Origin of the sequence: Nocardia sp. NPDC059240 (assembly GCF_042753865.1) — a bacterium.
Taxonomy (GTDB): domain Bacteria; phylum Actinomycetota; class Actinomycetes; order Mycobacteriales; family Mycobacteriaceae; genus Nocardia.
The window spans coordinates 604,159-620,650 of sequence record NZ_JBHZAC010000001.1 but is presented as its reverse complement, the minus strand read 5'-3'; the positions used below and the strand labels follow the sequence as shown (position 1 = coordinate 620,650).

Below are 16,492 nucleotides of genomic sequence, written 5' to 3'. Positions count from 1 at the left end.
TTACATGATTACGTTGCTATGGCTCCAGGATGCGCGCGTACAGGCCGCACGACAACCGGTTCGCCGACAGCGCAACCAGGTTCAGCGCAGGCGGTACTTGAGGTGGGTGACGCGGGAGCCCGCGGTGATCTCCGGATCCTCCAACAGGACGGGTGCGTTCGCCAGCTCACCCAGCAGGGGGACGCCGCCGCCGAGCAGCACCGGCACCAGATCGACCCAGATCTCGTCCAGCAGGCCCTGATCCAGGCATTGCCGGGCGATATCGCCGCCGCTGACGCCGACCATCTTCCCGCCCGCGATACCGCGCGCGACATCGACGGCCTCCTTCACACCGCCGGTGACGAAGGTGAACGGGGCGTCGGGATGCTCGGCGATCCACTGCTCGGGCACGGTGTGGGTGACCACCACGATCGGCTTGTCGGCCGGATGGATGCCACCCCAGCCATCGGTGAGGGTGAACAGGCGCTTGCCGACGATGTAGACGCCGACCTGATCGAGCCAGGCGCGCAGATAGGCGGCGTCGTCGGCGGTGAGGGTGAACGGGATCTCGGGATGGGTGCTGGGGATGGCGACATCGCCGCCCTGATACCAGGCGAACAGATGCTCGAAGCCGGTTTCGCCGGGGCCGGCGATGAATCCGTCGAGGGACATGTTCGCGCCGGTGACTACCTTGCTCATGGCCGTACTCCTTCAAGAGAGGGAACGAAGCGGCGTGGCTGCCGTCTCTGCTGTGTGGTCGGAGCCGATACCACCGAATCTTCGTACTCGGCGCGCGAAGTTGTCGGGAAACCATGGCGCGGAGCGGTTTCGACCCCGAAACCGGCGCGCGGGGGATGATGGAGACGCTGACTCGAGAACACGGCGAGAGACACGGCGATGAGTGATAGCGAAGTACGGGACCTGGCGCGATCGCAGCGGCGTGCGGCGGCCGACGTGCTCGCGCGCGGAATGCGTGACAACCCCATCAATGTGGCGGCCTTCGGCCCGAACCCGGAACGCCGCGAGCAGGCGTTGACCCGATTCTTCCGCGCGGCGGTCTACGGGGTGGCGGGGCGCGGAACCGTCGCGGGAGCGCTACGCGAGGGCCGGGTGGTGGGTGTGTGCGGGATGGCCCCGCCGGGCCGCTGCCATCCGACGCCGGGGGAGAAGGCGCGCATCCTGCCGACGGTGCTACTGGGTACCCCACCCGGGACCACCGGGCGAGTGGTGGGTTGGAGCAACGAGTGGGCGCGACGCGATCCCGCCGAACCGCACTGGCATCTGGGTCCGGTGGCCGTGGACGCCGGATTGCAGGGGCAGGGCATCGGCAGCCTGATGCTGGCGGATTTCTGTGCCCGCGTGGACGATCGGCGCGAAGCGGCGTACCTGGAAACCGACAAGCGCGAGAACGTGAAGTTCTACGAGCGCTTCGGCTTCACCGTGCTCGAGGAGGCCGAGGTGCTCGGAGTACCCAACTGGTTCATGCACCGACCGCGCGCGGAATGAGCCGCGCGCGGCCGGGCGCGATCAGGTGGCCTGGCTGACCGAGGACATGTGGAAGTCGGGAATCCGCAAGGGCGGCATGGCGGTGCGGGTGAACCAGTCCTTCCACTCGCGCGGCAGCGTGATCTCGGTGCGGCCCGCCTCGCTGACGCGGCGCAGCAGATCCAAGGGGCTCTCGTTGAAGCGGAAGTTGTTGACCGCCCCGGTGACTTCGCCGTTCTCGACCAGGTAGACGCCGTCGCGGGTGAGGCCGGTGAGCAGCAGTGTGGCCGGGTCGACCTCACGGATGTACCACAGGCAGGTCAGCAGCAGACCGCGTTCGGTATTCGCGATCATGTCCGCGAGGCTCGCGTCGGTGCCGCCGGTCATGAGCAGGTTCTCGCCGGGAAGGGTGGCGGGAGCATCGAATTCGGCGGCCGTGGCACGCGGATAGACCAGCGAGTCGATGACGCCCTCGCGGACCCAGTCGGTGCGCACCGCGGTCAAACCGTTGTCGAACACCGACAGCGATTCCGAGGACGATCCGGTCGCCACGAACGGGCGGTACTCGAGGCCCGCCGCGCTCGGGTCGGAGTAGAGGGTGAGCGGAATCCCGGTGAGCCGCTCCCCGATTCGGGTGCCGCCCGCGCGGGAGAACGCCGTGTGGCCCTCGTGTGCGCCGCGGCCCTCCATCGTCCAGGTCATGTAGATCATCAGGTCGGCGACCGCGGAGGGCGGCAGCAGCGTCTCGTAACGGCCCGCGGGCAGCTCGACGCGGCGCTTGCTCCAATCCAGGCGACGCGACAGCTCCGCGAGCAGGCTGGGAGTGTCGACGTCGGCGAAATCGGTGGTGCCGGTGCCGACCCAGGCGCTGGCCAATTCCGCGCCGGTGCCGCGTTTTCCGTTGATCTCGACCGAACCGGTGGGCTGCACCCAGCGCCGTCGCAGCCCCGTGGAGGTGCCCAGCCAGGTGGAGTGCACCTGGTGGTGGGCGAAACCGTAGAGGCGGTCGGTGCCGTCGAAACCGGTGGCGAGATCCTGTGCGAGGGTGGTGAACACGCCGATATCGGTGGTCGCCGGGTCGCCCTCCCACTCCAGGAGTTTGTCGAGGGTGTCGGCGTCGACGGCGTCGGGATCCAGCAGCGGCATGGCGTCGCGGGCGGGTTCGGCGTCGCGGGCGGCCTGTTCGCTGGCGCGCACCACGGCCTCGATGTCGGCGGGGTCCACGCTGGTGGAGCTGACGCTGCCGACGCGCGCGGAGTTGGGGCCGTCGCGGAAGATCGAGACCACCACCCAGTCGCGCGCGACCGAGGAACCGTTGGTGGTCATGGAATTTCCGGCCCAGCGCAGCGAGGCCTCGTGCGCGTCGGTGACGATCACCATGGCCTCGTCGGCGCGCGAGGACCGCAGCGCGCGTTCGACGACGTCGGGGGCGGGGAGCACACTCACTGTGCCGGCTCCTTACTCACGGTCGGTCCTTTCCTACTGCCCGGCCTCGGCGCGGGTATTGAGAATATTGATGCCGCGCACCAGCACCGACGGGCAGCCGTGCGAGACCGCCGCCACCTGACCGGGTTGCGCCTTGCCGCAGTTGAACGCGCCACCGAGCACCCAGGTCGAGGGGCCGCCGACGGCTTCCATGGATCCCCAGAAGTCGGTGGTGGTGGCCTGGTAGGCGACATCGCGCAGCTGTCCGGCCAGTTCGCCGTTGCGGATGCGGAAGAAGCGCTGGCCGGTGAACTGGAAGTTGTAGCGCTGCATATCGATCGACCACGACTTGTCGCCGACGATGTAGATGCCGTTCTCGACGCGGGAGATCAGTTCGGCGGTGCTGGTGTCGCGTTCGGGATCGGGTTGCAGCGACACATTCGCCATGCGCTGGATCGGCACGTGGTGCGCGGAGTCGGCATACGAGCAGCCGTTGGAGCGTTCCAGACCCAGGCGCGGCGCGAAGACGCGGTCGAGTTGATAGCCGACGAGGACGCCGTCGCGCACCAGATCCCAGCGCTGCCCGGCCACGCCCTCGTCGTCCCAGCCGACGCTGGCCAGGCCGTGCTCCTGGGTGCGGTCGCCGGTCACATGCATGATCGGGGTGCCGTACTTCAGTGTGCCGAGCAGGTCGGGGGTGGCGAAAGAAGTGCCCGCGTACGCGGATTCGTAGCCGATCGCCCGGTCGTATTCGGTGGCGTGGCCGATGGACTCGTGGATGGTCAGCCACAGATTGCTGGGGTCGATGACCAGGTCGGTGGGTCCGGCCGCCACGGTGGGGGCCTTCACCTTCTCGGCCAGCCATTCGGGCATCCGCGCGAGTTCGCCTGCCCAGTCCCAGGTTCCGTCGGCGCCGCTCACGTATTCCCAGCCGCGTCCGGCCGGGGCGGCGAGGGTGCGCATGGTCTCGAAGACGCCCGCCGACGGGTCGACGGTGATGGCCTCGATCTCCGGGTGCAGGCGGACGCGCTGCTGGGTGATGCGGGAGCCGAAGCTGTCGGCGTAGAAGGTCTGCTCCTTGACCTGCAGCACCGACGCCGTCACGTGATCGACGCCGTCGGCGGCCTTCAAACGCTCCGAATAGTCCAGCAGCAGCGCCACTTTCTCCGGGGTCGGCACGGCGAAGGGGTCGATGTCGTAGGCGGAGACGTATTCCGCGCCGTCGTAGCGCGGCTCCGGGGCCAACTCGACGCGTTCACGGTTGAGTCCGCGCAGGGTCCGCGCCACGGTGACCGCGCGCCGCGCCACCTCGGCGGCGGTGTCGACGGTCAGGTCGGCGTGCGAGGCGAAACCCCAGGTGCCGTCGACGATCACGCGCACCGCGAAGCCGAGATCGATGCTGTCGGACACCGATTCGACGCGGCCGTCACGCAATCGGATGGACTGCTGCACAAGTCGGTGCACGCGCAGGTCCGCGTACTCGGCCCCGGCGGCGCGGGCCGCGCCCAGCGCGGCGTCGGCGAGCGCGGACAGCGGCAGCGCGCGGAACGCTTCGTCCACAACCTTGGTAGCGATGCTCACCCGATCCAACCTAGAGGCCGACACGCCGGAGGTTCAACAAACCACGCAGCCCGAATGAAATTCACGCCGCGCAAACCTGCATACGCTGCAACAATGCGCGAACTGCGATGTAGCACACCATGAAACGCCGCGCACAACTCCAGTACCTGCCACGTTTTGCTGACCGGATGCCGTACTGTCTGCCCGCGTGCCGCCATCCGCACTGCGCGATCGTAAACGGGAACGCACCCGTCGAGCCCTGCTCGAAGCCGCCGTAGAACAGTTCGAGAGCCGAGGGTACGAGGCGACCACCGTCGCCGATATCGCGGCCGCCGCCGAAGTCGGCACCCGGACGTTCTTCAACTACTTCGCCAGCAAAGAGGAACTACTGTTCCCCGAGCCGGACGAACGTGTGCAGGCCGCCGTGCGCGCCATCGCCACCCGCCGCCCCGGGGAACGTCCCGTCGAGGTGCTGCTGCGCGCCCTGCGCGCGGCCGGCGACAATCCCGGCGATCATCTCGGCGACACCCTCGCCGCCCGGATCGCTGTGCTGCGCGCACAGGTTTCGCGCACCGTGCCCGCGGTGTCCGGTCGCGCCGCCTACGCGCAGCTCGCCTCCCAGCAGGAGATCGCCCGGCAGTTGCGCGGCGCGTTCCCCGAGGAACTCGACGATGTCGGCGCGGCCGCCCTCGTCGGTGCGGTCGTCGGCGCGGTCTCGGGTGCGCTCACGGTGCTGTTCCAGCGTCCCGGCCTCGAAGACGGTGAAGCGCTGCAACGGAAAATCCAGGAGACCACCTCGAAGGTGCTGGCCCCCTGGCTCTCCCAGCCCGCCCCCGCCCCGCGCGAACTGCCCGGCGAGCAGGGCGCGCTGCTCGCCGACGGCCCGCTACATCCGGGGCCGGAGACCTACCAGGCGGACCCGGAAGCCTTCCGCCCCATCGCGACCATCCACCGCCTCACCCCGGAGTCGCTGCAGCGCTCCACCTTCGACGGCGGCGCCCCCCGTTCCCTCCCCGGCGGCCACCGCCAACCCGACGACGCGCGCGTCTGATCCGGATCAGGCGAACTGCTGCCAGCCGAGCCGGATGACCATGACGGTGACGACGATCAGCAGGACGATTCGGACGAAACCAGCACCCTTGGCGAGGGCCATGCGTGAACCGGCCACGGAGCCCGCCACATTCGCGACCGCCATGGACAGGCCCAGCGCCCACAGCACGTGGCCGGTGCTCGCCAGGAAGATCAGCGAGCCCAGGTTGGAACCGCAGTTGATCACCTTCGCCATCGCGGCGGCGCGCACGAACTCGGTGCCGAGCAGGGTGGCGAAGGTGATGATCAGAAACGTGCCGGTGCCGGGACCGAGGATGCCGTCGTAGAGGCCGATCAGCCCGGCCGCCAACGCCACCACCAGGATCGTCTTGCGCCGGGTCGGGGGATGCGTGGCCATGGTGACGCCGACCGACGGGCGCAGCGTGACGAAGATCGCGACACCGATCAGCACCACCATCACGATGGGCACGAAGTACTTCTTGTCGATCAGCGCGACCGCCGCCGAACCGCAGGCCGCCGCGATCGCGGCCAGCACCGCGCCGGGCAGCAACACCTTCCAGCGCATCGGCACCTTGCGCGCGAAGGTGATCACCGCGGCACTGGTGCCGGAGAACGCGGCAATCTTGTTGGTGCCCAAGGCCGTCTGCGGGGCCAGCCCCGGCAGCACCACGAACAGGGTCGGCAACACGATCAGCCCGCCCCCGCCGACCACCGCATCGACCCATCCGGCCGCCGTCGCCGCGGTCAGTAGGACCGCCCAGTCCGCAAGGCTCATTGGCCGACCCAACCAGAGCCGACCACACAAGATCAAACCGCCCGCCGCAGGGGGCGATCCGCCGGTTGCCGAGCGGGACCAGCGGCCACGTGGAAGACCCTGCCGCCGGGGCGTGAGCTGCGGACGGGACCGAGCCCACCGAACCGGGGTATCCGAGTGGGTGCGCTGCGGTACAGCAGCGGCGCAAACGAACGTCCGCGAGCCTGGTGATCCGACCCCGCAGGTGTGTGACGGATGGGCTCGGGCGAGTCGGCCGCTCCGGAGCGTGACCGCAGGTGGCGGCGGGCGGACCGTAGGGTGGACGGGTGCGCCGGTTCAGCTTGTGGTTGCGGGGTAAGCCCCTCATCACCGATACGATCCTGGCCCTGCTGCTGCTGGGCATCGACGTGCTGGCCGTGAGCAACAGCACCTACAAGGCCACCTATCTGGTGCTGAGTGTCGTGCTGGTGGTGCCGATCGTGTTCCGCCGCACCCACACCCGGGCCGCGGCCGTCGCCATGGTGCTGCTGTCGGTCACCGCGTCGATGGTGCACGGGGCCGTGGGCGACAAGTCGGTGCATCCCGCGCTGCTGGGGCTGGGCATCATGCTCTACACCCTCGTCGCGTATGTCGGCCGCCGCCAAGGGCTCGTCTACCTGGGCATTCTGGTGCTCGACAGCCTCATCTCGGCGATGGCCATCGGCAATCCCTCGGGCACCGACATCGCGTTCACCGCGCTCTACTACGCGTTGTGCTGGACGCTGGCCGAATTCGTCGGCGCGCGGCACGCCTACGACGCCGAGGTCGCCGCGCGCCTGGCCGTCGCCGACTACGACCGCGAACGCCGCGCCCACGACGCCGTCGCCGCCGAACGCATGCGGATCGCGCGCGAACTGCACGATGTGGTCGCGCACGCGGTCAGCGTCATCATCGTGCAGGCCGACGGCGCACGCTACGCGCTGCGCGGCGATCCCGATACCGCCGAGCAGGCGCTGTCCACCATCGCCGGGACCGGCCGTGACGCCCTGCGCGAGCTGCGCCGCACCGTTGAACTGCTACGCACCGAGCATGCGCCCGAACAACTTCCGCAACACGGGACCGCAGGCATCGCCAAGATGGTCGACATGATGCGCAGCGCGGGGCTGGACGTATCCCTCGAATTGAGCGGCGAACTCGACACCGTCACCCCCGAGGTCAGCCTCGGCATCCACCGCATCGTGCAGGAATCTCTCACCAACACCCTGCGCCACGCCGGCGCCGCCCCGCACGCCGCGGTCAGCGTCACCCGCCGCGACACCGACGTCCTGCTCGACATCACCGACTCCGGCGGCGTCCCGGTGTCGGCTGCCGCCCCGACCGGCCCCGTCGGCCACTGCGGCCACGGTTCTGGCAGCCACCGCATCGTCACAGCCGACGGCATCGGCAATGCCGGAAACGGCGGCAACGGAAACGGCGGCGGCCCAAACAAACCGGCGGTCACCGCCCCCTCGCGCATCCCCGGCAGCGGCCTCGGCCTGGTCGGCATGCGCGAACGCATCGCCGTCCTCGGCGGCGCCCTCACCGCCGGCCGAAACCCCCACGGCGGCTGGACCGTCCGCGCCACCATCCCCCTCGACCGCACTCTCCCCGACGAATAGGTGTGCCGCAGCCGAAAGAGGCGGCCGCCTACTCGGGCCAGCCGGAGTTCTTGATGACCTCGACGAAATCACCGCGCTCGAATCCGGGCACGAAGTGGCTCAGGACATCGGCTTTCACATTGCCGAAGGTGGTGGCGGGGCGATCCTGGATGCCCTCGGTGAAGGCGGCGAGGATGGCGTTCTTGAAGTTCGGGCGGGGGTGGGCCGCCACGACGGCCGCGCGCTGCTCGTCGGAGAGCGCCTCGTAACCGATTCCCAGCACATCGAATTCGACACCGCGGGTGACCAACGCGATCTCGGGGGCCATGTGCAAGGGGATCTCCGGTGTGGTGTGCAGGGCGATGGCGGTCCACACCAATTCGGCCGCTTCGGCGGTGATGCCGTGGGCCGACAGGAAGCGCCGCGCCTCGTCCGCGCCGTCGATCTCGAAGCGCTGGTCGGTGCGCCGGAAACGCTGCGTGAGCCCGAGGTCGTGGAACATCGCCGCCACGTACAGCAGCTCGGGATCGAACCGCAGACCCGCTTCCCGGCCGCGCAGGACTCCCCAGAGGAAGACGCGCCGGGAATGGTCGAAAAGCAGCGGTGACGCTGTCGTACGGACGAGCTCGGTGGCCTCGCGGGCCAGGGTGGAATCCGGAATATTCACGCCTGCAATCGATTCGGTCATGGTCTCAGCCTCGCCGGTCGCATAGGCTCGCCACCATGTCCTTTCAGACAGAAGAACCACAGATTCGGACATGACCCATCATGTGGCGTTCGTCGTCTTCGACGGCGTGACCCTGCTCGATGTCAGTGGACCGTCGGAGGTGCTGCACCAGGCGGGCGCGCTGGGGCACCCGTACGCGGTCACGCTGGTCTCCGCGCTCGGTGGAACCGTCACCACCGCAACGGGATTGGCCCTCTCGGGCACGGCTACCGCGGCTATTGCCGGGCCGGTCGACACTGTCGTGATCGCCGGCGGTGACCGGCTCGCCGCACAACCCATCGAAAACGAGCTGCTCGCGACGGCGAGAGAACTGTCCGCCCGTGCCACCCGGGTCGCCGCGGTCTGCACGGGCGCGTTCGTCCTCGCCGAACTCGGGCTGCTCGACGGTCGCCGTGCCACCACACACTGGCGGCACGCCGACACCCTCGCCCGCCGCTACCCCCGCGTGCGGATGGTTCCCGACTCCATCCACGTCCACGACGGGCGGTTCGTCACCTCGGCGGGCATCACCGCGGGCATCGACCTCACCCTCGCCCTCGTCGAGGACGATCACGGACCCGGGGTGGCCCGAACCGTCGCACGTGAACTCGTGTTCTTCATCCGCCGCCCGGGCGGCCAGGCCCAATTCGCCGACGCCGCCGCGAGCGCCCCCGCACCCGGCAGCCTCCTGCACCCGCTGACGCTGGCGATCATCGCCGACCCGACCGCCGATCACAGCCTGCCCGCCATGGCCGCCGTTGCCGCGGTCAGTACCCGCCACCTCACCCGACTGTTCCACTCCGAACTCGGCACCACCCCGGGCCGCTGGGTCGAACGCATCCGCCTCGACGCCGCCCGACAGCTGCTGCTCGACGGTCACACCGTCACCTCGGCGGCGCAACACAGCGGCCTGGGCAGCGACGAAACCCTGCGCCGCGCCTTCGCTCGCCATCTCGGCACGACTCCGACCGACTACCGCAACCGCTTCACCACCACTCGACCGCCGACGGTTCAGTAGGGGTCGTACGGGGATTCGGGGTGGGTGGTGCGGACCGGATAGGTTGTGGGGGTGCCGATCACCGTTCTAGTTGTCGATGACCAGGAGCTCATGCGTGCGGGGTTGCGGATGGTGCTTGGTGCTCACCCCGATATCGAGGTGGTGGGGGAGGCGGACAATGGGGCTACCGCTATTGCCAGGGCGGGGGAGTTGCGGCCGGATGTGGTGTTGATGGATGTGCGGATGCCGGTGACCGACGGGGTGACGGCTACCGCGCGGATTATCGAGTCCGGGTGGGGGAGCAGGGTTTTGGTGATGACGACCTTCGATCTCGATGAGCATGCGCTGGGGGCGTTGCGGGCGGGGGCGAGTGGGTTCCTGCTCAAGGACACGCCGCCGGAGGACCTCATCTCCGCGATTCGGAGTGTGGCCGCCGGGGACGCGGTCGTCTCGCCGAAGGTGACCAAGCGGCTGCTGGATCGGCTCATTGCCGAGGATCCGGCCGCGGGGCGCGATCCGGGTGTGCTGGATGTGCTGACCGCGCGTGAGCGGGAAGTGCTCGAGCACATTGCTGCTGGACGCTCCAATGCCGAGATCGCGGGTGCGTTGTTCCTGTCGGAGGCGACCGTCAAGACGCATGTCGGGCGGGTGCTCACCAAACTCGGCCTGCGCGACCGGGTCCAGGCGGTGGTGCTGGCCTACGAGACCGGGCTGGTTCGCCCCGGTAGCGCCTGATCGGTGTGACCGGCGACGCATCCGGGAGAAAAAACGGGTCCTCGTGCGTTGCACGGGTAGATCGATCGAAAGGATCGCCCGATGCCTGCCCTGCTGTTCCTCGCCTACTTCGTCGCCGAGATCGCCACGCTGGTCGTGGTGGGTCACTTCATCGGTGTGTTCCCTACGATCCTGCTGCTGTTGGCGGGCTCGGCCGTGGGTCTGGTGCTGGTCCGCTCCCAGGGCCGCCGCGTCTTCGAGGGCTTCCGCCGCGCCGCGCGCGGTGACCTCGACCCGAGCACCGCCGTCGCCGACGGCGCGCTGGTGGCCACGGGCGCGGTCCTGATGTTCGTCCCCGGCCTGCTCACCACCGCCCTGGGCCTCCTCGCCCTGCTGCCGTTCACCCGCTTCCTGTTCCGTCCGGTCGTGGCCGCCTTCGCCGCGCGCCGCCTGAGCCGCGTCGCCACCGCGGTCGGCCCCTACGGCTACCGCAACGTGGTCATCGACCCGGACGGTGAAGTCATCGACGCCACGGTCGTCACCGAGTACTACGACGACGGCCAGGGTCCCGGCCCCGGCTACCGGGCCATCGACCCGCGCTGACCGCTACTGCGCACGACCTTCACCCCGGTGCCCGGCTTAAAGCCGTTCGCGCACCGGGGTGATCACGTTGTCGACCAGCCACGCCGCGACCTTGTCCGGATAGGGTGCGCGCAGGCTGAGCACGATATGGCCGAAGCCCGCGCCGATGAGTTCCAGCACGGTGGCGCGGGTGCCCGCCGGGTCGGCGTAGTCGACGATGTATTGCACCGACCGGGTGATCTCGCCGGGATCGCGGCCGATCTCGGCGCAGTGCGCGTCCAGCATTCGCGAACGCCGCGTGAGGAATTCGAGGTCGTTGTGCGGCGGTCCCGGGATGTTCCACAGGTCGGCGCGTTCGGCCACGAGCCGCAGAGTGCGATCGCCCCACCCGCCGATCAGCAGCGGCGGGCGCCGGACGGGCTTGGGCTCGTTGCGGTTGCCGAGCAGCGTGTAGTAGCGGCCGTGAAAGTCGAATTCCTTTTCACTCCACATGCTTTCGAGAATGTCGATGGTCTCGGCCAGCCGCGCCAGGCCCTCGCCGGGGGAAACGATCGGCAGCCCGTACGCGGTGTACTCGGCCTCGGCCGGATTGGGTCCGGCGATGCCGCCGGTATCGGCGGGCTGGCGGGTGCCACCCACCCCGAGGCCCATGATCAACCGCCCGCCCGAGACGGCATCCACGGTGCTCGCGATCTTGCCCAGCACCGCGGGTTCGCGAATCCGATTGCTGGTCACCAGGAGTCCCAGGCGCAACCGCCGGGTGCGGGCGGCCAGCGCCGCGAGCAGGGTCCAGCCCTCGAGGACCGGCCCGTCTGCGGGGCCGCCCAGGGGGAGTAGGTGATCCCACAACCAGGCGTCGGCGATCTCGGGCAGCTCGTCGGCCTCCTCCCAGACGCGCAGGATGTCGCCGTACGCGACCCGCTGGGGCGTGGTCTTCACGCCGAATTCGATATCCACCATACCGTCAACTCTACTGATGATCAGTGCTGCTGACTATCAGTAGAACGATAGAATCGGCCGCATGGCCGACCCCGCACCCGACGACGTTCTGCACTCCCGCCTCGGCTACCTGCTGAAACACGCCTACCACCGGTTGGCCGAGGACATCACGACCGCCTTGCGGCCCTTGGGAATCGACAGCCGAGAACTGGCCGTCCTGGTGTTGCTCGACGACACCGACATCCCGCTGTCGCAACTGGATCTCGCGCAGCGCCTGCGCATCGACCGCACCACGATGACCCAGTTCACCGACACCCTCGAGGCCAAAGGGCTGCTCGCGCGGCGGCGCAGTGCCGAGGATCGGCGCAAGAACATCATCGAACTGACCGTCGACGGGCAGGCGCGGCTCGCGGCGGCCGAAAAGGTCCGAGCCGAGGCCGAGACGCGGTTCCTCGCACCCCTCGGTGCGAGTGCGGCCGGGCTGATCGAGGCATTGCGCACGCTCACACGGTGAGGGTCAGAGGTCGAAGCGGGCCCGCAGCGCCATGCGGACACTTTCGAGGGTGGCGGCATCGAGCATGCCGACCTTCTCGAGGAACAGTGACGCGCTGAAGGTGGCGATCCGGAAGACCGCGATCGCCTGATCGCTGCCCGGCATCGGAATGGTCAGCAGCGCACGGGGATTCGGGGCCTCGCGGGCGGGGATCACCATCGATACCGCGATCAGCCCGCCCCGGACGACATGCGGCACCGAATCGAGGACCACCACGGTGTGCACGAGGTCGCGGACGCCGCGCAGCTTCCAGATCTCACCCTGAATGCCGGGGACCTCACTCACCGGCGGCCCACGCCTCCAGCGAGACGGCCTCGGCGGCCTCGGCGGCGGCGGAGACCTCGGTGTCGGGGGCGAGTGCGGCGAGCTCCTCGGCGACGAGCATGCGGCGGGCCGCGCGATACAGAAAATCGGAGACGTTCGGCTGTTCCTTGATCAGTTCGGTGACCCGATCATCGGGGAGCGAAACGGAGATCTTCATGCGACGACGGTAGCACCGGGGTAGCACCGCACGGCGATTCCGGGGCGTGCGCTGGCGCGGCGTGCGGTGCGGTTGTCGGCGCGGCGCACCCGTCCGGCAGACTGGGCACCCGTGAGTACCCAGTTGCTTGTCGGCGGTCGTATCTACAGTTCGAGCAATCCTGACGCGACGGCCATGGCCGTCAGCGACGGGACCGTGGTGTGGGTGGGGCTGGATACGCCGGGGCGGGCGTTGCATCCGGATGCGGAGATCGTGGAGCTGGACGGGGCGTTCGTGGCCCCGGGGTTCGTGGACCCGCATGTGCACGTGACCGCGCTGGGGTTGAAGCTGACGGGACTGGATCTGGCGCAGGCCGATTCGCTCGAGGCGTGCCTCGAGACGGTGCGGGAGTTCGCGGCCGCCCATCCCGAGGGTGTCGTACTCGGTGAGGGCTGGGATGAGACGCGATGGGCGGACGGGCGTCCGCCGTCGGTGGCCGAGCTCGATGCCGCCGCGCCCGGCCGGCAGGTGTATCTGGCTCGGGTGGACGCACATTCGGCCGTCGCCTCCACGGCGCTGCTGGACGCGGTGCCCGGGATCACCGAGGCCGCCGGGTTCACCCGGGGCGAGCCGCTGCGCGCCGACGCGCATCATCGGGTTCGGGGTGCCGCGCTCGGGGCGTTGAGCCGCGAACAGCGTGATCAGGCCCGGCGGGTGGCGCTGGACGCGGCCGCCGCCAAGGGTGTTGTGGCCGTGCACGAATGCGCGGGACCCGAGATCTCCGGGGCCGAGGATGTCCGCGAACTCCTCGACTTCGCGCACGGGGTGGAAGTGCGCGCGTACTGGGGGCAGGCCGTTCGCAGCGCGGACGAAGCCCGCACGCTGGTCAAGGAACTCGGTGTGCACGCGCTCGGCGGTGACCTGTTCGTCGACGGCGCGCTCGGCTCGCACACTGCCTGGCTGCGCGCACCCTATGCCGACCGCGACACCGTCGGCACCTCCTACCTCGACACCGAAGCCATTGCCGCACATGTGCTGGCCTGCACCGAAGCCGGAATCCAGACCGGATTCCACGTGATCGGCGATGCCGCCATGGACGCCGTGGTCGCCGGATTCGAGCAGGTGGTGGACCGGCTCGGTGGACCGGCCGTCGCCTCGCGCGGGCACCGCCTCGAGCACGCCGAGATGATCACGCCCGAGCAGATCGAGAAGCTGGCCGCTTGGGGCGTGATCGCCAGCGTCCAACCGGGATTCGACGCCGCCTGGGGCGGCACCGACGGTATGTACGCCACCCGCCTCGGCGTCGAGCGCGCCGCCACCCTGAACCCGTTCGCTGCCATGGCTTCCGCGGGCATCTCCCTGGCCCTGGGCTCCGACGCCCCCGTCACTGCCCTCGACCCGTGGGAAGCATTGCGTGCCGCGGTGAATCACCGCACCCCCGGCCACCAGATCTCCCCGCGTGCCGCCTTCTCCGCCGCCACCCGCGGCGCCTGGCGCGCCGGTGGTGTCCGCGACGGCGTCGCCGGCACCCTGGTCCCGGGAGCCCCTGCCTCCTATGCCATCTGGGATGCCCGCGAACTCGTCGTCGCGGCCGCCGCCGACTCGGTCCAGCGCTGGTCCACCGACCCCCGCTCCCGCGTCCCCGGCCTCCCGCCGCTCACCCCGGACGCCACCGCACCGAACTGCCTGCGCACCGTCCACCGCGGAGTCACCATCCATGAAGCCTGAGCTCGACCCCGAAAACCCTTCCGGTACAGCCGGTTCAGCACTGATCGATCAGGATGGGACCGTGAACGGCGCGAGGTCGTCGGCGAACCGACTATTCGAATGGATGCAATCGCGTCCGGGTGTGTCCCGGCTGATCGCGGCGGTAGTGGCGGGTCTGCTGATTTTCGCGAGCTTCCCGCCTCGGACGCTGTGGTTCCTGGCGCCCGTGGGGATCGCGGTGTTGACGCTTGCGGTGCGTGGAACGGTCCGGGCGCGTGGGGCTTTCGGGCTGGGGTTTGTAGCGGGGCTGGGGTTCTTTCTGCCGTTGCTGCCTTGGACGGGGATTTATGTGGGGCCGGTGCCGTGGATTGCGCTGTCGGCGGTGTGTGCGTTGTATGTGGGGTTGTTCGGGCTGTTGACGCGGTGGGTGGTGCGGCTGCGGGGGTGGCCGTTGTGGGTGGCTTCGGTGTGGTCGCTGGCGGAGTGGGCGCGGTCGAGTTTCCCGTTCGGTGGATTTCCCTGGGGGAAGCTGGCTTTCGGGCAGGCCGACGGGTGGTATCTGCCGTTCGCGATGGTGGGTGGTGCGCCGCTGGTGAGCTTCGCGGTGGCGTTGACCGGTACCGGGCTGGCCGCCGTGGCGCTGGTGGTTTTGCGAAGGTTGCGAGGGGACGGGGCCGATAGCCCGGAAGTGGCTGCGGTCACATCGAATACGCCCAGATGGGGAGCAGTCCGTCTCACATCGTGGAACCGGATTGTTGCTGCGACAATGCTTGTGGCTATAGTTCCGGTTACCGGAGTGATCCTCCGGACCGCGCTGCCCGGCCCGGAGGACGGCAACCGGCCGATCACGGTCGCCGCCATCCAGGGCAGCGTGCCGGAACTGGGATTGGACTTCAACGCCCAGCGCCGCGCCGTTCTCGACAATCACGTCAACCGCACCGAGCAGCTGGCTCGGGAGATCGCGGCGGGCCGCTTCCCGCAGCCGGACGTGGTGATCTGGCCGGAGAACTCCTCCGATATCGACCCACTGCGCAATGCCGATGCGGCACAGGAAATCTCGCAGGCATCCGTGGATGTGAAGGCTCCCATCCTGGTCGGCGCGGTCCTGGTCAACGCCGATCGCACCACCACCAACTCGGTCATCGTCTGGAACGGTGACGCCGGGCCGGCGGAGCGCCACGACAAGAAGATCATTCAGCCGTTCGGCGAATATCTGCCGTACCGCAACTTCTTCCGCCACTTCTCCGAATACGCCGACCGGGCAGGCTATTTCGTCCCCGGCAAGGGTGACGGCGTGGTGCATGTCAAGCCCGCCAACGGCGGTGACAACGTGGCCATCGGCGTCGCGACCTGTTACGAGGTCGCCTTCGACCGGGCCTTCGAGCAATCCGTTCGCGCCGGCGCGCAGATTCTCACCGTCCCGTCGAACAACGCCACCTTCGGCCGCAGCGAGATGACGTATCAACAGCTGGCCATGTCGCGGGTGCGCGCGGTGGAGCACGGTCGCGCCGTGGTGGTTTCGGTGACCACCGGGGTGAGCGCGATGATCACCGCGGACGGGACGATCCAGCAGCAGACGCCGCAGTTCGTGCCTGCGGCGCTGGTAGCGACGCTGCCGCTGCGCGACAACACGACACTTGCGACGCGTTTGGGCCCCGCGCCCGAGGTGTTGTTGTGTATTCTGGCCGCGGCTGCCACCTTCGTGGCGCTGATTCGGCGTCGTGGCAGTGCTGATCTGAGTCACGACAGCAAGTGATGCTCTGGGCCACGACAGCAAGTGATGCTCTGAGGCAAGGCAATCGCGGGCACGTGTGAGAGGGCCGTCCCGCACCGGCGATAAATTCGCCGAAATTTTGCCGGGGCCTGTTGGGTTTTCCGATATGTCCGAGTTCGCGCGGTTTCCTTATGCGAGTTAAGCGCCAATCGCGAGGTTTGCTATGAGGTAACTGAACTAAATCTTCGCTC

At 69.0% G+C, this 16,492-nt stretch carries 17 protein-coding genes; 9 read left to right on the top strand and 8 right to left on the bottom strand.

From position 1 onward, the window contains the following. Window positions 1-81: 81 nt before the first annotated feature. The gene (locus tag ACFXHA_RS03035) at window positions 82-678 is read right to left on the bottom strand and encodes a dihydrofolate reductase family protein (RefSeq protein WP_379352336.1); all 597 of its coding nucleotides are present in this window, start codon (window positions 676-678) and stop codon (window positions 82-84) included. A 198-nt stretch (window positions 679-876) separates the two neighbouring features. Between ACFXHA_RS03035 and ACFXHA_RS03030 the strand changes: the two genes are divergently transcribed. After that, window positions 877-1,485 (top strand): GNAT family N-acetyltransferase, encoded by a 609-nt coding sequence (locus ACFXHA_RS03030; RefSeq protein WP_379352335.1) that lies wholly within the window; start codon window positions 877-879, stop codon window positions 1,483-1,485. A gap of 21 nt (window positions 1,486-1,506) precedes the next feature. Here the strand turns inward: ACFXHA_RS03030 and ACFXHA_RS03025 are convergent, their stop codons facing one another. After that, entirely contained in the window at window positions 1,507-2,904 is a 1,398-nt protein-coding gene (locus tag ACFXHA_RS03025; protein ID WP_379353430.1) for a metallopeptidase TldD-related protein, read from the bottom strand. Between the two features lie 39 nt (window positions 2,905-2,943). Then, a complete protein-coding gene (locus ACFXHA_RS03020; RefSeq protein ID WP_379352334.1) occupies window positions 2,944-4,470 on the bottom strand; it encodes a TldD/PmbA family protein in 1,527 nt (508 codons plus the stop codon). Window positions 4,471-4,657: 187 nt separating this feature from the next. On the opposite strand from ACFXHA_RS03020, the gene ACFXHA_RS03015 reads away from it, so the two are divergent. Beyond that, complete coding sequence (locus ACFXHA_RS03015; protein ID WP_379352333.1) at window positions 4,658-5,500, top strand: TetR/AcrR family transcriptional regulator; 843 nt, start codon at window positions 4,658-4,660, stop codon at window positions 5,498-5,500. A 6-nt stretch (window positions 5,501-5,506) separates the two neighbouring features. Here the strand turns inward: ACFXHA_RS03015 and ACFXHA_RS03010 are convergent, their stop codons facing one another. Continuing rightward, window positions 5,507-6,274: a TSUP family transporter gene (locus tag ACFXHA_RS03010; protein ID WP_379352332.1), complete on the bottom strand. Its 768-nt coding sequence runs from the start codon at window positions 6,272-6,274 to the stop codon at window positions 5,507-5,509. 305 nt (window positions 6,275-6,579) lie between these two features. On the opposite strand from ACFXHA_RS03010, the gene ACFXHA_RS03005 reads away from it, so the two are divergent. After that, window positions 6,580-7,890, top strand: coding sequence for a sensor histidine kinase (locus ACFXHA_RS03005; protein ID WP_379352331.1), 1,311 nt, complete (start codon window positions 6,580-6,582; stop codon window positions 7,888-7,890). 28 nt (window positions 7,891-7,918) lie between these two features. Here the strand turns inward: ACFXHA_RS03005 and ACFXHA_RS03000 are convergent, their stop codons facing one another. Then, window positions 7,919-8,557: an HD domain-containing protein gene (locus ACFXHA_RS03000; RefSeq protein ID WP_379352330.1), complete on the bottom strand. Its 639-nt coding sequence runs from the start codon at window positions 8,555-8,557 to the stop codon at window positions 7,919-7,921. Between the two features lie 70 nt (window positions 8,558-8,627). Between ACFXHA_RS03000 and ACFXHA_RS02995 the strand changes: the two genes are divergently transcribed. The 3 genes from ACFXHA_RS02995 (at window position 8,628) to ACFXHA_RS02985 (ending at window position 10,889) form a co-directional block, all read left to right on the top strand. Then, window positions 8,628-9,593: a GlxA family transcriptional regulator gene (locus ACFXHA_RS02995; RefSeq protein WP_379352329.1), complete on the top strand. Its 966-nt coding sequence runs from the start codon at window positions 8,628-8,630 to the stop codon at window positions 9,591-9,593. A 51-nt stretch (window positions 9,594-9,644) separates the two neighbouring features. Beyond that, entirely contained in the window at window positions 9,645-10,307 is a 663-nt protein-coding gene (locus tag ACFXHA_RS02990) for a response regulator (protein ID WP_379352328.1), read from the top strand. Between the two features lie 81 nt (window positions 10,308-10,388). After that, window positions 10,389-10,889, top strand: a complete 501-nt coding sequence (locus ACFXHA_RS02985) for an FxsA family protein (RefSeq protein ID WP_379352327.1) — start codon at window positions 10,389-10,391, stop codon at window positions 10,887-10,889. 36 nt (window positions 10,890-10,925) lie between these two features. Here ACFXHA_RS02985 and ACFXHA_RS02980 read toward each other — a convergent pair whose 3' ends face one another. Continuing rightward, on the bottom strand, window positions 10,926-11,828 hold the full coding sequence (locus ACFXHA_RS02980; protein ID WP_379352326.1) for an LLM class flavin-dependent oxidoreductase: 903 nt from the start codon (window positions 11,826-11,828) through the stop codon (window positions 10,926-10,928). A gap of 61 nt (window positions 11,829-11,889) precedes the next feature. On the opposite strand from ACFXHA_RS02980, the gene ACFXHA_RS02975 reads away from it, so the two are divergent. Further along, complete coding sequence (locus ACFXHA_RS02975) at window positions 11,890-12,321, top strand: MarR family winged helix-turn-helix transcriptional regulator (RefSeq protein ID WP_379352325.1); 432 nt, start codon at window positions 11,890-11,892, stop codon at window positions 12,319-12,321. A gap of 3 nt (window positions 12,322-12,324) precedes the next feature. On the opposite strand, the gene ACFXHA_RS02970 is transcribed toward ACFXHA_RS02975, so the two are convergent. Together ACFXHA_RS02970 and ACFXHA_RS02965 are read right to left on the bottom strand one after the other, a co-directional pair. After that, on the bottom strand, window positions 12,325-12,645 hold the full coding sequence (locus tag ACFXHA_RS02970) for a hypothetical protein (RefSeq protein WP_379352324.1): 321 nt from the start codon (window positions 12,643-12,645) through the stop codon (window positions 12,325-12,327). Continuing rightward, the gene (locus tag ACFXHA_RS02965) at window positions 12,638-12,841 is read right to left on the bottom strand and encodes a hypothetical protein (RefSeq protein ID WP_379352323.1); all 204 of its coding nucleotides are present in this window, start codon (window positions 12,839-12,841) and stop codon (window positions 12,638-12,640) included. The genes ACFXHA_RS02970 and ACFXHA_RS02965 overlap by 8 nt, the downstream gene beginning before the upstream one ends. Before the next feature lie 111 nt (window positions 12,842-12,952). Here ACFXHA_RS02965 and ACFXHA_RS02960 point away from each other — a divergent pair, with 111 nt between their 5' ends. Then, window positions 12,953-14,548: an amidohydrolase gene (locus ACFXHA_RS02960; RefSeq protein WP_379352322.1), complete on the top strand. Its 1,596-nt coding sequence runs from the start codon at window positions 12,953-12,955 to the stop codon at window positions 14,546-14,548. A 103-nt stretch (window positions 14,549-14,651) separates the two neighbouring features. Further along, window positions 14,652-16,283, top strand: a complete 1,632-nt coding sequence (lnt, locus tag ACFXHA_RS02955) for an apolipoprotein N-acyltransferase (protein ID WP_379352321.1) — start codon at window positions 14,652-14,654, stop codon at window positions 16,281-16,283. Window positions 16,284-16,492 lie beyond the last annotated feature (209 nt).